At 64.0% G+C, this 13,247-nt stretch carries 15 protein-coding genes; 8 read left to right on the top strand and 7 right to left on the bottom strand.

Going from position 1 to position 13,247, the window contains the following annotated elements; all coding sequences use genetic code 11:
• Nucleotides 1-75 precede the first annotated feature (75 nt).
• On the top strand, nt 76-684 hold the full coding sequence (locus BLQ10_RS07205; protein ID WP_091560086.1) for a DUF998 domain-containing protein: 609 nt from the start codon (nt 76-78) through the stop codon (nt 682-684).
• Between the two features lie 138 nt (nt 685-822).
• Here the strand turns inward: BLQ10_RS07205 and BLQ10_RS07200 are convergent, their stop codons facing one another.
• The 3 genes from BLQ10_RS07200 to BLQ10_RS07185 form a co-directional block, all read right to left on the bottom strand.
• On the bottom strand, nt 823-1,638 hold the full coding sequence (locus BLQ10_RS07200; RefSeq protein ID WP_091560084.1) for an alpha/beta fold hydrolase: 816 nt from the start codon (nt 1,636-1,638) through the stop codon (nt 823-825).
• Nucleotides 1,639-2,109: 471 nt separating this feature from the next.
• Nucleotides 2,110-2,838: a class I SAM-dependent methyltransferase gene (locus BLQ10_RS07190; protein WP_091560081.1), complete on the bottom strand. Its 729-nt coding sequence runs from the start codon at nt 2,836-2,838 to the stop codon at nt 2,110-2,112.
• Nucleotides 2,839-3,207: 369 nt separating this feature from the next.
• The gene (locus tag BLQ10_RS07185) at nt 3,208-4,077 is read right to left on the bottom strand and encodes a class II glutamine amidotransferase (protein ID WP_091560078.1); all 870 of its coding nucleotides are present in this window, start codon (nt 4,075-4,077) and stop codon (nt 3,208-3,210) included.
• A gap of 255 nt (nt 4,078-4,332) precedes the next feature.
• Here BLQ10_RS07185 and BLQ10_RS07180 point away from each other — a divergent pair, with 255 nt between their 5' ends.
• Nucleotides 4,333-5,766 (top strand): MFS transporter, encoded by a 1,434-nt coding sequence (locus tag BLQ10_RS07180; protein WP_091560077.1) that lies wholly within the window; start codon nt 4,333-4,335, stop codon nt 5,764-5,766.
• A 205-nt stretch (nt 5,767-5,971) separates the two neighbouring features.
• On the opposite strand, the gene BLQ10_RS07175 is transcribed toward BLQ10_RS07180, so the two are convergent.
• Entirely contained in the window at nt 5,972-6,646 is a 675-nt protein-coding gene (locus BLQ10_RS07175; protein WP_175558511.1) for an alpha/beta fold hydrolase, read from the bottom strand.
• A gap of 257 nt (nt 6,647-6,903) precedes the next feature.
• Here BLQ10_RS07175 and BLQ10_RS07170 point away from each other — a divergent pair, with 257 nt between their 5' ends.
• Entirely contained in the window at nt 6,904-7,386 is a 483-nt protein-coding gene (locus BLQ10_RS07170) for a hypothetical protein (protein WP_254785446.1), read from the top strand.
• Nucleotides 7,387-7,507: 121 nt separating this feature from the next.
• On the opposite strand, the gene BLQ10_RS07165 is transcribed toward BLQ10_RS07170, so the two are convergent.
• On the bottom strand, nt 7,508-7,945 hold the full coding sequence (locus BLQ10_RS07165; RefSeq protein ID WP_091560070.1) for a MarR family winged helix-turn-helix transcriptional regulator: 438 nt from the start codon (nt 7,943-7,945) through the stop codon (nt 7,508-7,510).
• An 89-nt stretch (nt 7,946-8,034) separates the two neighbouring features.
• Nucleotides 8,035-8,841 (bottom strand): DUF2382 domain-containing protein, encoded by an 807-nt coding sequence (locus tag BLQ10_RS07160; protein WP_091560067.1) that lies wholly within the window; start codon nt 8,839-8,841, stop codon nt 8,035-8,037.
• Nucleotides 8,842-9,091: 250 nt separating this feature from the next.
• Between BLQ10_RS07160 and BLQ10_RS07155 the strand changes: the two genes are divergently transcribed.
• From BLQ10_RS07155 to BLQ10_RS07135, 5 genes are all read left to right on the top strand, one after another.
• Entirely contained in the window at nt 9,092-9,880 is a 789-nt protein-coding gene (locus tag BLQ10_RS07155) for a hypothetical protein (protein WP_254785445.1), read from the top strand.
• Nucleotides 9,877-10,299, top strand: coding sequence for a phage holin family protein (locus tag BLQ10_RS07150; protein WP_091560063.1), 423 nt, complete (start codon nt 9,877-9,879; stop codon nt 10,297-10,299). The genes BLQ10_RS07155 and BLQ10_RS07150 overlap by 4 nt, the downstream gene beginning before the upstream one ends.
• A gap of 19 nt (nt 10,300-10,318) precedes the next feature.
• Nucleotides 10,319-10,915: a DUF3618 domain-containing protein gene (locus tag BLQ10_RS07145; protein WP_091560062.1), complete on the top strand. Its 597-nt coding sequence runs from the start codon at nt 10,319-10,321 to the stop codon at nt 10,913-10,915.
• A gap of 83 nt (nt 10,916-10,998) precedes the next feature.
• Entirely contained in the window at nt 10,999-12,162 is a 1,164-nt protein-coding gene (locus tag BLQ10_RS07140) for a YihY/virulence factor BrkB family protein (protein WP_217635795.1), read from the top strand.
• A 177-nt stretch (nt 12,163-12,339) separates the two neighbouring features.
• The gene (locus BLQ10_RS07135) at nt 12,340-12,597 is read left to right on the top strand and encodes a hypothetical protein (RefSeq protein WP_139164192.1); all 258 of its coding nucleotides are present in this window, start codon (nt 12,340-12,342) and stop codon (nt 12,595-12,597) included.
• A gap of 75 nt (nt 12,598-12,672) precedes the next feature.
• Here the strand turns inward: BLQ10_RS07135 and BLQ10_RS07130 are convergent, their stop codons facing one another.
• The gene (locus BLQ10_RS07130; RefSeq protein WP_175558510.1) at nt 12,673-13,095 is read right to left on the bottom strand and encodes a YybH family protein; all 423 of its coding nucleotides are present in this window, start codon (nt 13,093-13,095) and stop codon (nt 12,673-12,675) included.
• Between the last annotated feature and the right edge of the window lie 152 nt (nt 13,096-13,247).

Below are 13,247 nucleotides of genomic sequence, written 5' to 3'. Positions count from 1 at the left end.
TTTGTGATCTCGAGTTCCGCCCCTTGCCTCGCAGCGGCCGGACATCGGCGCGTCAGACTGGGGGCTGTAGCGGGGATGGCGGGGGCAGTCCTTTTTGTCACCGTTTTCACTGTTTATGGGTGGCTGTGCCCGGGTTACTCCTGGACCAGCATGTTCGTCAGCGAGCTGTCCCTTGGCCCCTACGGCTGGGTCCAGATGCTCAACTTCGTGCTGACCGGTGCCCTGGTATTGGTATTCGGTCGCGGTCTCGCGGCTCACTTCAATACCGGGGCGGCTTCTCTGGCCGGGCCGGTGCTTGTACAGTGTATCGGCGTCAGCCTGATTGCGTCCGGACCATTCACCACCGACCCGTCCGCCATGTTCGACCAAATAAGCACCCATGGCGTCGTGCACGGCATCTTCGGGGCCCTCGTCTTCACGTTCGCGCCTCTAAGTTGCTTCGTTTTCTACAGGCGCTTCCGCGGCGACCCGCTCTGGCGCACTCTGGCGGGGTGGACGCTGACCGCTGGTGTAGTCCTGACCCTCGGGATCGGCCTGCTCAAGTTCAGCCAGCAGCCCGGGAGCGCACTGTTCGAATGGAAAGGTCTGGTGCAACGAGTCATCCTGGTCACGTTCATGGCCTGGATTTTCGCGGTCGCGGTCCGGTTGCGCCGCCGCTATCGGGGCGGGGAACCCAGCCTCTAATCGCGCGCCGGTCTCCGGTCTGTCAGTCATCGTTGCCTGAGTGCTTGTCATCGCCCGGCTCGGGTTCGCCCTGGCCCGGTCGTCAGAGACGAACGGGCTCGGCCACGATGTCGGGCTGCAGTCAGAACGACTAGGACCTCAAATCATTGCAGCGATTTCTTCAACTGCCCGGGTCAGTGCTGCCATGGATGCAGGGCCGCCATGCCCTTCGTCTTCTCTGACGACGAGTCGGCTTGACTCCCAGCGTCGGTGCAGCTCCCATGCAGTGATGGCGGGTCCGCTGATGTCGCGCCGGCCATGTATAAGGTATCCGGGGATGCCGTTGAGCTCGTGAATCCGCGGGATAAGTTCCTGCCCGTTGGACAGGAATCCGTCGTTCGCCCAGTAGTGCGTAACTAGAAGAGCAAACGTCATGCGCTCTCGCTCGTCTTCAAACAGCGGGCCAGGAAGCCAGTGGGGGTCCAGCGATATGTGCGTGGATTCCCATCGGTCCCACGATAGGGCGGCGCGCCGGGCGTCTTCGCGATCTTGACCGGCCAGTCGACGTGCGTATGCCTCGACCACGCGTTCGCCCGGTTCCGCGTTGCCAGCCTCCGCGAAGTCCGCCCACGCTTCGGGAAAGACGCGTCCGACGTCTTCAGTGATCCATTGGATCTCTTCCCGGCTGCTTGTTGTCACGGCTACCAAGGCGATACCGAGGACCCGACTGGGATGTTCCAGCGCATAGGCGAGGGCAAGCGTGCTACCCCACGAAACGCCGGTGAGGACCCACTTCTCTACACCTAGGTGCTCTCTCACGGCCTCAATGTCTTCAATCAAGGCTTGCGTCGTGTTCCCCGACAGGTGGTCAAGGTCGTCCTGGGCAATGGGAGTGCTCTTGCCACAACCCCGCTGGTCTAGGCCGATAATCCGGAACCGGTTGTGGTCGTGGCGTTTACGGCTGGCCTTGTGCACCTCAAGCGCTTGGAGATCGGATCGATGAAGGGTCTCTCCGGGTTGGGCCCACTCCTAGAAGCGCCGTGCCTGGAGGAATTGTTGCTCATTCGGGCGGTTGCTCTGTCGGGTGCGGATCCGGAGGGAATCGCGGCCCACCCGACGATTCGGGCCTTTGAATGGTTCGCAGAAGACGTGCCGGTGAAGACTTGGGTCCCCGTCGTAGATCGAGTGCGACGGCCGAAAGCGCGACCCATGAAGGCCTCGGACTGGTTCGACTTGAATCCGTGATCGGGTCACGTCGGCCGATTTCAATCGCCCAACAACAATCGTGCATGTACTGCTATATCGGCGCAATTCCACAAAATCCGAGGCTGCTGTCCGAAGGATCAGATGCCCGGCCGGTTGTGAGAGCAGCTTTGGCGGCAACGTGCTGCAAAGAGAGCACAACAAAACATGGCGGTATCGCCGGGCGGTCGGGGTTCTGGGCGCTCACGGGCGGTGGGCGGTGAACGTGAGGGTGCCAACGCCGCGTCCCACCGGTTCGCCGTGATATCCGCCGAACACGTCGTCGACGGCGAGCCCCGCCTCATGAAGCATGGCGCGGAGCTGGTCTTCTGAGCGGAAGCGGAGAGGCCCGGACTCGACACGTTCGATCCCATCCGGGCCGATCTCGTGCGCGCAGAAGTCCACCACACCGGCTTGTTCATTTACATAAGTGGTTTGGTACCAGTGCTGGCTATCGCCCCGAGGGAGGTGGACCATCTTGTGGGTGCGTTCCTTGGTCCAGGCCTCCCAGCCACGGGCATTCGGATCGCGTGAATCGAAGGCGAGACGACCTCCCGGGACAAGATGGGCCGCGATGTCAGCCAATGACCGGGCAAGCTCGTCGTCGTCGAGAATCTCCTGAACGACGTTGGAGGACATGAGGGCAACATCGAAAAGCGCACTGGCGGGAATGGCCCGGGAGTTGCCATCGATCCATACGACCCTGTCGGCGCCCGGCTTCGCGCGGGCTGCCTCGAGGGACGGGCGGTGGGGATCAACGCCCGTGACGGCGCATCCTGCTTTCGCGGCGGCGATTGGTATACCGCCAGTCCCGCAGCCGAGGTCAAGGACGCGTGCGCCGGGGATGGTCGTCACGAAGCCCAGGAAAAAGTCGTCGCTGGGCCCCCAGTTGTTGACTGCGTCGTACAGGTCGGTAGCGTGATTCTCCGTCATCGTGTCCACGCTATAGAACGCCCCGGCTTTTGGGCCGGTATGCGCCGAAGTGGTTCTGGTGTGTCGGTGTACTGGGGCCGAATAACAACGGGCCGGCGAAGTACTCGCCGATCAGGGTGGCTTCGTAATCGCCCGGGTAGAACACGGCAAAGGTGTTCCTGCCGTCGGGTATGTTCGGCGATGACGGGTCTTGACTGGTCGCGTGTTCGAAACACAACCTGGAGACCCGGCGTCGCGGCCTGACATCGCGCTGCGGAACGAAGGGGGAGCGCCTCGATTTCCGGCGTTGAGCCCAACCAGGCGGTCGACTGCTGGGTGTCAATGTAGAGGATCAAACGACGCCCGCGTTAAGGGTTTGTCGATCCGTGGTCATTGCTTCTGGGACGCCGCCGCGGACGGTTCAAGATCGGAGAGACTGAGCGGATGCGCAGGGGAGTCCGGGAAAGGACAGGTGGAGGTCACCGCCAGTAATGGGCCAACGTGCACCAGCTCGCCGGATGCCATGGGTCGCCAGCCCGGGTTGTGATCCATCGGTTCGGTAGCGAAGAGGACATGCGGGGAACGGGCAAGATCCGTGCTGCGGGCGTGGATTCGAATGCTCCGGGCGTCCATAGGGGCCGCCGGAGCCGGAGCAGCGGCAGGGTCCCGTTCAAGAATGTGTAACTCGTGGGTTGCCGGGTACCTGAGCGACCAGAGGTCCGTGGCAGTGGTCACGATGAGGTTCAGGCTAAAGACGGGCAACTCCTCGGCGATCCACCTAATGGCCCGGGCAATGCCTTCTCCGACGTCGCCGCGGGTCCGACGGCTCTCGGCAGTGATGAGCGCGAAGAGGCGTTCGCTGTCGGTCTGACCCTGCACGAGGTCCGTAACGCCGAGCTCGGCCAGATGCTGATCGAGCCGTTTGAGATCTCCGAAGGCGCCGTTGTGGGCAAACAGCCGCCCGTCCTGCTCGAACGGGTGCGTGTTGACCAGAGCATGGGCTCCGGTGCTGGCATACCGCACATGGGCAAGGAACGTTGTGCTCTTCAGAACCCGTGCCTCGCGCGCGAACGCGTGGTCCTCCCAAGCGGCAAGCGGCTGCTTTGCCACGTGGGCTCTACCGTCAGCGTCGAAGGTGCCTATGCCGGCGCCGTCGGGCTCCCGCCGGCTCTGCTCGGCGAGGCTGTCCGGGGCGTCAAGGAGCCAGAACGTCGCCCTGACCGGCTGGGGACCAGCGTGCAGGCCGAAAAGTCGACACATGGCAAGTTCTTTCTTTGATGTGCTGGCTAATGGTGGAAGGCCTGGGTTAGAAATCGCCCGGCCGCGGCGGCAGCACCACCTGCCCGTCGTTCAGGCTACTCGGGGTGGCCCCTCCGGCCAACCCGCTTCCGGACCATCGGCTCGATTATGAGGGAGGGCCGGGACTAATTCGGTGAATGGTGCCGTTATGCAGTCGGGGCCGGAACCGGTTCTGCGCGAAAGGCCCCCTTTGGGCTCCGATTGGAATGAGGTCACATGACGACTACGCCTGCCGAGGGAGTCGGCTTCCGGTCCAAACGCGGCCCGGTCCTCATTGCCCTGATGCTCTCGACGGGTCTGGTGGCGATTGATGCGACGATTGTGGCGACAGCCGTGCCTTCGATCGTGCATGACATTGGCGGGTTCACGTCGTTCCCGTGGCTTTTCTCCGCCTACCTGTTGGCCCAGGCTGTGTCGGTACCTGTCTACGCGAAGCTCTCCGACGTCATTGGCCGCAAACCGATCATCCTCATCGGAATAGGTTTGTTCCTGCTCGGCTCGGTCCTGTGCGGGGTCGCCTGGAGCATGCCGGTGCTCATCGCCTTCCGCGTCGTGCAGGGACTGGGCGCGGGAGCGGTCCAGCCGATGGCCATCACCATCGCCGGCGATATCTACACGCTGGCAGAGCGGGCAAAGGTGCAGGGCTACCTTGCGAGCGTGTGGGCCGTCTCCTCAGTGGTTGGCCCAACACTGGGGGGAGTGTTTGCCTCACTCGGCATTTGGCGCGGCATTTTCCTCGTGAACATTCCGCTGTGCCTGATGGCAGGGTGGATGCTGGTCCGGTCGTTCAACGAGGATATCGAGCGCGTGAAGCACAGGGTCGACTATCTGGGGGCGGGGCTACTCACGGTCTCGCTCACCCTGCTCATCCTCGGGGCCCTCGAAGGCGGCCAGGCCTGGGCCTGGAACTCCGCCATCAGCAGCGCAGTGTTCGCAGGCGGTGCCGTCCTATTCGCCGCGTTCATCCTCGTCGAGCGGAGGGCAGCGGAGCCGGTCCTGCCGCCGTGGGTAGCGTCCCGGCGGCTGCTGGCGACGACGGCGATGATCGCCTTCGGTGTGGGAGCGGTCATGCTTGGCCTGACGTCTTACGTTCCCACGTTCCTCGAAGGTGCCCTCTCGACTTCCCCGATCCTGGCCGGACTAGCCCTGGCGGCGTTGACCATCGGGTGGCCGATTAGTGCGTCCCAATCTGGACGCTTGTATCTTCGGATCGGGTTCCGGAACACGGCAATGATCGGCGTCACGGTCACCGTCATCGGCACAGCAGTCCTTGCCCTCACCGCTTCTGCGCCCAACATTGCGCTGGTGGCGGGCAGTTGCTTCATCGTCGGGCTCGGACTCGGGCTCGTCGCGACTCCGACCCTTATAGCCGCCCAGACGAGCGTCGAATGGAATGAGCGCGGCGTGGTCACCGGCACCAACCTTTTCGCCCGATCGATCGGCAGCTCCATCGGTGTCGCCGTATTCGGGGCGATAGCTAACGCCGTCTACGCCAGCTCCCCGCAGGCCGACACGGACCCCCAAACCATTGTGGCGGCTTCCTCGGCCGTGTTCCTGGCCGTCATGATCTGTGCCGTACTCACGGTCTTGGCCGTCATCGCGATGCCCGCCACCAAGCCCGTGAAGGCCTACGTCGGCGCGCGAAGGTAATCGCAGCGTCGAGCCCTGCCGCCAGGATTCTGCCAAACGGTGCGGGCTGCTCAAGCATCATGCAGTGCCCGGCACCAGCCAGTGTCGTGAACGTGGCAGCTTCTTCGCGGGCCCAGGCGGGCACATGAGTCGGCAAACCATCTGGCAGGGCGGAAACAGCCGACCTGCCGGGGTCACGAATGGTTTGCCCGTGGAGCGGTATTTCCTACGTTCCACTGCGCAGCAGGTAATTGGCCACGCCATCGGGGTTTGCTAGGGCGAGGAGGTGGCCGCCAGGCACGACGTCGGGCTCCATGCCGAGGCGTTCGCGGGCGACCTGTCGTTGGAAATCCAATGGAAAGAACCGGTCTGCCTCTCCGGTAAGCACGCGGGTTGGGACCCTGGGCCAGTCTGTGAAGTTGCAGGCCGACTCGAAGACCGCGTTCGCTTCAGGGCGTTGATGCGGTTCCCCTTCGGCCGCGACTTCTGGTGGTACGTCGTGCAGGAAGTAGGTGTCTGTGTCGAACTCGGTACTGTACCCGTGGGCCTTCGCCGCGCTTTGCTGCGCTGCAGCCCAGCCGGTGTTGTCCCACCATGCGCCGGGGGTCTCGCCGGGTACCGGGATCATCGCATTCACCAGGACAAGCTCTCTGACGGAAGCCCGTTCACAAACGAGCGGGGCGGTGAAGCCCCCGAGCGACTGCGCAACGAGCACCACGTCGTGGCGCCCACCGATGGCTTCGAGAACCAGGCGCGCGTACTCGGGCAGCCCGGCGCTTTCATCGTCGCCGGGAAGATCGACCGCCACGGCTCCGTGACCGGCCCCCTGAAGCAAAGGAAGGACACGGCTCCAGTACCAGGCTGCACCGCCCGCTCCCGGTATCAGGACGAACGTACTCACCGTCGTACCGGCCAAACGCCGACGACGGGACCCCGGCGACGGACCGGCAGGTGGCGGCCGTTGGGCCGACTTCGTTTCATCACGGATCTCATCTCCCCATTTTCACCCCGACCGCATGGACGCCGGCACCCCCGCACAACCGGGAGGCAGCGCAGACAGGAATCCCGGCGTTCTTGTTGGCTGCAGCCGGGAGGGGCCTGTTTCGACGGCGCTGGCCGCCGTAGGCTATGGGGATCCGACACATCGAGGAGGCATTCATGCGCACGACAACACGCACCGCCCAGGCCGATCAGGTCCGCCATCTTTCAGAGAATCTCATCACGCAGCTCACTAAGGGAAGGGAGTGGGCCACTCCCGGGGTCGAGGCGGCATTGCAAAGAGTGGTGGTGGGGCTCGATAGCGGGATTGAATCTGCGTCGCCGATGATCCAGACCGGGCTGCGGCGGCTCGCTGACGAGCTCGCCGGTGGAGTGGAAACTCTGGCTCCCCGTGTTCACGAGGGCCTGAAGCGGGCTGAAGCGAAAGTTTTTCCGGTGCCCGCCCCGGCCAAGTCGCGGCGGACGGGGTCAGGGAAAGCATGGTTGATTGCCGGGGTGGTGGCCGTCGCGGTGACCGTGGGAGTCGCGGCCTGGCTCTCTTTCCGCCGGGCGAATGAAGAGCCCGTGCCGTCCGTGGATGTGCGGCGTACCGGCGGCGCAGGCCCCGACGCGGACGCCGCCCCCGCAGGGGCCCAGGCCTGAGGCAATTGCGGCGGCATAGGGTCGCCCTACCGGCTCGCTTCGGTCCGCGGACGTGAAGGGCGGGTCGTCGAAGGGTCCGAACCCCTGCGACCTGTCTCAACCCGGCGGATCAACTGCGGGTCTAACCACCTGCGCGGCGGGGACTTTGGAAGGAATTCACAAAGTGGGAGAGCTGGTCCCGAAGGATCTCCCATCCATCGAAGTCTGCAGGAACGGCGGCGCTCTCGGCCTCGCGGGCTGCGCTGAGGGCCGCTTCCCCGGCATGGGTTATCTCAACCTGGAACTGGCGGCGGTCATGGGGGTTTCGTTTCCTCGAGACCAGGCCTCCTGACTCCAGACGCGCCACAACGCGGCCCAGGGTCTGGCTTTGAACGTGGACCACTGCCGCGAGTTGCTCCTGGTTCAGGGGGCGGGGCGACACGGCTTTGAGGGCGATAACTGCCGCCCGGGTCAGGCCCAGTGGCGCCAGTGCGTCGTCAAGCCGGCGCTGAACCAGGCGGGCCGCCGTGGTGAGAAGCAGATAGCCATCCCGGACGTGGGCCGGGGGGTCGAGAGGCATCGATGACGGCCTTCCTTGAGCGGAACAGAGGTCAAGCAGGAAGGGCAGGCCAAGGCCGGCGTGAGCATGACCCTGGCCTGCCCAGATGGCTATCGACGCGCGTCGCCGTCGCCGTCGGTTTCGATACGTTCCTTGCGGACTTCCTCATTGACGGTAACTTCGTCCGTCACGGTTTCCGTGTCGAGACGGACGCGTTCGACCGGCACCGTTTCCTTCTCAACAACGGGGCGCTCCTCGTGGAGGGTGACTTCGTGTTCTTCCTCGCTGATGTCCGGGCCGGACAGCGCCGCCCCGCGGTTGGCGTCCGTGATGGGTTCACGTTCGAGCCGGACCTCTTCACGCTGCACCGGAACGGTCTGGGTGACATTTTCGGTGGTGACATACTTGCGCAACCGCACCCGTCCGGCGGCTTCCGTCTCGGTGCCTACGTTCAGGCGTTCCTCCGAACGTGTCATGGCATCATCAGTGGTGGGGCCTGAGGTGTCGCGTCCTACGGTGCCGCTATCGGTATCCGCATAGTCGGCTCCGCGATAGTCCGCATCCCGGCCGGCCGTCGCATCGGTGTAGGTCCGCCGTCCGCCGCCCAGACCATAGTGGGCGTAGAGCCGATTCTCCTCGGCAGGCTCGAGGTGCCCGTCGGTGTCCACACGCGGGGCGTCTTTGACCTGGTCCTTGGTGTATGGGACGAGGATGTCGTCCCCTTCGGTGCGGGCCCCTTCCAGCGGGACGAAGGATTCCGAGGTGCCAAACAATCCGGTCTTGGCCGTTACCCACGTGGGCTGGCCGTTGTCGTCGTCCGCGTAAACCTGGCCGATGGATCCGATCTTGGCCCCGTCAGTGGACAGGACGTTTCCGTTGCGCTGAAGCAGGTCATCGATATGTTCCTTGGCGAGCATGATGTCTCCTTGGATCTGTGGTTCGATTTGGGGTTGCAACGACTCCGTGTTGAACGCTGCATGACTCCACCATAAGCATGCTTAGTAACCACTTGGCAAGCCTACTTACTATTTTGTCCGGTGGAGCGGGGGGTGCCTTGCGGAACAGACAGGAAGTGTGCTTAGTATCTAATTAGTAACCGTGCTTACTAATTCACCGGCACCGCTGGTTCACGATTCACCTGCGGACCCTTCCTGAAAGAGAGCAACGATGACAGAAAACCAATGGCCCCAGACGACTCCATCGGCGTCCACGGACGAGTACCCGAGCACCGGCGCAGTGCCCTCCGGTGGTGCGGCGGGCTCTGCATCCACAAAAGAAGCAGTGAAAGACGAAGCAGCAGCAGTGGCGGGGCACGCCGCAGGGGAAGCCAAGAACGTAGCTGAAACCGCCAAGGCTGAGGCTGCCAACGTCGCCTCGGAGGTAAAGACCAGCGCCCGCGACCTGCTGCACCAGGCAAAAGCCGACCTGACGGATCAGGCGGGCACGCAGCAGCAGAAGGCTGCTGAGGGGATCCGCACCCTGTCGTCGCAGCTGCACACGATGGCCGATGCATCCGACCAGCCCGGCGTCGCAACTGATCTTATCCGCCAGGCCGCGGAACGCTCCCAATCCGTGGCTTCGTGGCTTGAAAACCGGGATCCGGGATCTCTGCTGGAGGAAGTGAAGTCCTTCGCGCGCCAGCGCCCGGGGACTTTCCTCCTGGCCGCAGCCGGCGCCGGACTGCTTGCCGGCCGGCTGGGACGAAGCCTGCAAGCCGGAGCGCCAGATGCGCAGCAGGCGCCATCGAAACCCGCGCGCCTGTCCTCCCCGGCGGCGGCCCCAGCCCACCAGGAGACGGTTTTCGCCGCCGGCTCCGGCGACCGGTTCTTCGACGAGCCGGGCCTTCCCGGCACGGCGGGTCCTGTTTCGACCCAAACACTGCCGTCCGGCACGGCAGCCGAAACAACCCTTCGGGACGATGTCCCCTTCCCGAGCCGAGAAGGGGGCCAGCTGTGAGCCACCAGCTACCAGAGGTACCTCCCACAGCCGCGCACGCGAAGGCGGAAACTGCCTCCCTTGGGGACCTCCTGGGCGACGTCACACGCGACATGTCCACCCTGATGCGCCAGGAAGTCGAGCTGGCCAAAGTGGAGCTCAAGCAGTCCGCAACCCGGGCCGGCAAGGGCAGCGGACTGCTCGCCGGCGCCGGAGTCGCCGGACACTTCGTGCTGGTGTTCCTCTCCGTGGCGCTGTGGTGGGCGCTCGGAGACCTGATGGGCCTCGGTTGGTCCGGCGTTGTTGTCGCCATCATCTGGGGCATCATTGCCGCCGTCCTGGCCTCCACGGGCCGCAAGGAACTCAAGGCGGTCAAGGGCATACCTCAGACCGCCGAAACCCTGCAGGAAATTCCCCCCACGCTTAAGCCCAACTCTTAGATCAAGCGGAGGAAACAGTATGAGTGAAAACCCGGATGTCATCCGAGCAGATATTGAAGCAACCCGCGCGCGCCTCGGCACGAACGTCGACGCCGTAGCGGACAAAGTCACCCCGTCGCACATCGTCCAGCGGCAAACCGACAAGGTCAAAGACGCCGTCTTCGGCGTTAAAAACAGAGTCATGGGAGCAGCCGACCACACGGCCGAAAGTGTGCATTCGGCCACGTCCAGTGCCGGTTCGCACCTTGGTGGTGCAGGCTCCGCCCTTGGGGATGCACCGACCCAGGTCAAGTCCAAGACTCAGGGAAATCCGCTGGCAGCAGGGCTGATCGCGTTCGGGGCAGGACTGCTGGTGTCTTCCCTGGTTCCGGCCAGCCAGAAGGAGCGCGAAGCAGCCGAGGCGCTCAAGACGGCCGCGGAACCGCTCGCGACGGAACTGACGGATGCCGCCAAGAGCGTGGCTGAGGGGCTCAAGGAACCCGCTCAGGCAGCCGTTGAGAACGTCAAGGCAACAGCCGCGGACGCCACCGAGCACGTCAAGGCCGAAGGCCAGGGCGCTGTGGCCGATGTGAAGGACAAGGCTGCGGACGCTAAGGACAACGTCCAGCAGGCTTGAGCACGCAGGATCCCGACCGGCCGCTTCTCACGGATGTGAGGGGCGGCCGGCCGCTGCACTGAAACCCACAAAGGATGGTACCCATGGCGAAAAACGACGCCGCAGAGAACGCCCCTGCCAACGCGGAATCTGAGGAAAGCAGCACGGCCAAAGCCCGCACGGCGCCTGCCCCGGATGACTCCCGCAAGCCCGACAGCCCCACCGATGTCTCTAAACCGTCGTGGCTGTACATCGCCAAGAAGACGCTGCATGAGTTCACCAAGGACCAGTGCTCCGACCTCGCCGCTGCCCTGACCTATTATTCGGTCCTCTCGCTCTTTCCCGCGCTTTTGGCACTGGTGTCGTTGCTGGGCATCTTCGGGCAGGCCGAGAAGACCACCGGGGCGCTTCTGGAGATCGTCCGGGGCTTCGCTCCGGGCGACACGGTGGACGCCATCCGCGAGCCAGTTCAGCAGCTCAGCAGCTCCTCAACGGCCGGTCTAACCCTGGTGATCGGCATCCTCACCGCCCTCTGGTCCGCCTCCGGCTACGTCGGAGCCTTTGCCCGGGCCATGAACCGGGTCTACGAAATCGACGAAGGCCGGCCGTTCATCAAGCTTCGGGGCACCGTGCTCGGCGTCACCGTGGTCAACATGCTGATCGTCGTCGTGCTGGCCGCCATGCTCGTCCTGACCGGGCCTGTGGCGGAGTCCGTCGGCAGCGCGATCGGCCTGGGCGACGCCTTCCTCACCGTTTGGAACATCGTAAAATGGCCGGTCGTGGTGGTCCTTGTCGTGCTGGCGATCGCCATCCTCTACTACGCCACTCCGAACGTGAAACAGCCCAAGTTCCGCTGGATAAGCCTGGGGTCGTTCATCGCCCTGGCCATCTTCCTGCTGGCCTCGCTCGGCTTCGCGTTTTACGTGGCCAACTTCAGCAGCTACAACAAGACCTACGGCGCGATCGGCGGCGTCATCGTGTCCCTGCTGTGGCTCTGGATCCTGAACATGTCGCTGCTGTTTGGCGCCGAGTTCGACGCCGAAATGGAACGGGGCCGCCAGCTCCAGGCCGGCATCGAAGCCGAGGAAACCATCCAACTGCCGCCCCGGGACACAAAGAAGAGTGACAAACAGCAGGCAAACGAAGAGGACGACATCCGCCGTGGCCGCGAGCTCCGCGAACAGCACGGCGACGCTGACGATGAACTGACGATACAACGGGACCGGAGCGCTCCCCTCAGCGGCGCCAGCACAATGGATCGCACCTGACATCGAAGCCCGCCTCCGGTAGAGCGAGCGGACGCGTGCTGGGTGCGCCAGTGTTCACGTAGCGTGTCGACTCCAGGGCCATGTCCCACCTCAACTGCCATTTGTCAACAGCCTGGAACAAATCGCCTCAGTAGCCGACCGGTGCTGGCAGAGTGCCTCCGGGTTTACCTTAGATGCATGGAGCACCTGAGGGGTCCCTTGTATCTGGACATCGCAGCGAAAGGCCTGTCCCTGACGGGCGTAGTGATGATGGTTTTCGGGCAGGACGGCTGGTTCACCGCCGGTCTTTTCACCGTGTTCATCGGCGTGCTGATTGGGGCATGGGCCATGGTTGCCGTCCGTCGGGTGAGGTCACCGAACGGTCCCTCCCGCCCGGCACCCTTCGGCGCATGGCGCCGGAGGGACGGCGCTACGAAAGAGGACAGAAACTCCTAAAACGTGAGGACTCGCCGAGGCCGGAACTCAGTCTTGCAACCCCGTGGTGGGTTTGGGTCGCCTGATTCCCGGGCGTCACTTTCCTAAGACGGCGTCCGGGGCCCGCGGTGCGGTGATCGGGTCTGCGTGGCGGTGCACGAGTGCCCAAGTATCGCCTTCGAGGCGATAAATGCTCGTTACCCGCAGAACAAATGGCGATATTTTGTCGGCTCCTCCGACCTTGGCCTGCCAGTGTTCTATGTCCAGGAAGCAGGCCAGATCGATGGTGACGTGCTTGGTGAGGGCATCAAAGGCCGTGACGCGTCCATCCTTGAATCGTGCCGCCGCTGAGTCCAGGGCCTCTGATACTCGCTCCCAGCCCACCACGGGAGGGCCCCAGGGATTAGCCAGGGAAGCATCTCTGCTGTGGGAGAAAATGGCCTTGACGGGTTCCGGGTCGCCTTGCGCAAACTGATTTACCGCTTGATGAAACTGGTCGATGACCTCGTCAAGCTGCATTGGTCCCACCTTCTGACTCATCGGGGCGTCTAAAGGTCTGCGAATCCTAGCGGCTCCGTGCCCAGCCCGTCACCGGCCTCCTGACTCATCCAAACGTGCAGTGGCTGAAGCATGGGGAGCCTTGGGGCTCTAGTCTGTCCCCCCGTACACGG

The organism is Arthrobacter sp. ok362 (assembly GCF_900102785.1).
Lineage (GTDB): Bacteria > Actinomycetota > Actinomycetes > Actinomycetales > Micrococcaceae > Arthrobacter.
Note: the sequence above shows the minus strand (reverse complement) of the source record. Positions and strands in the feature narration are given on the sequence as shown.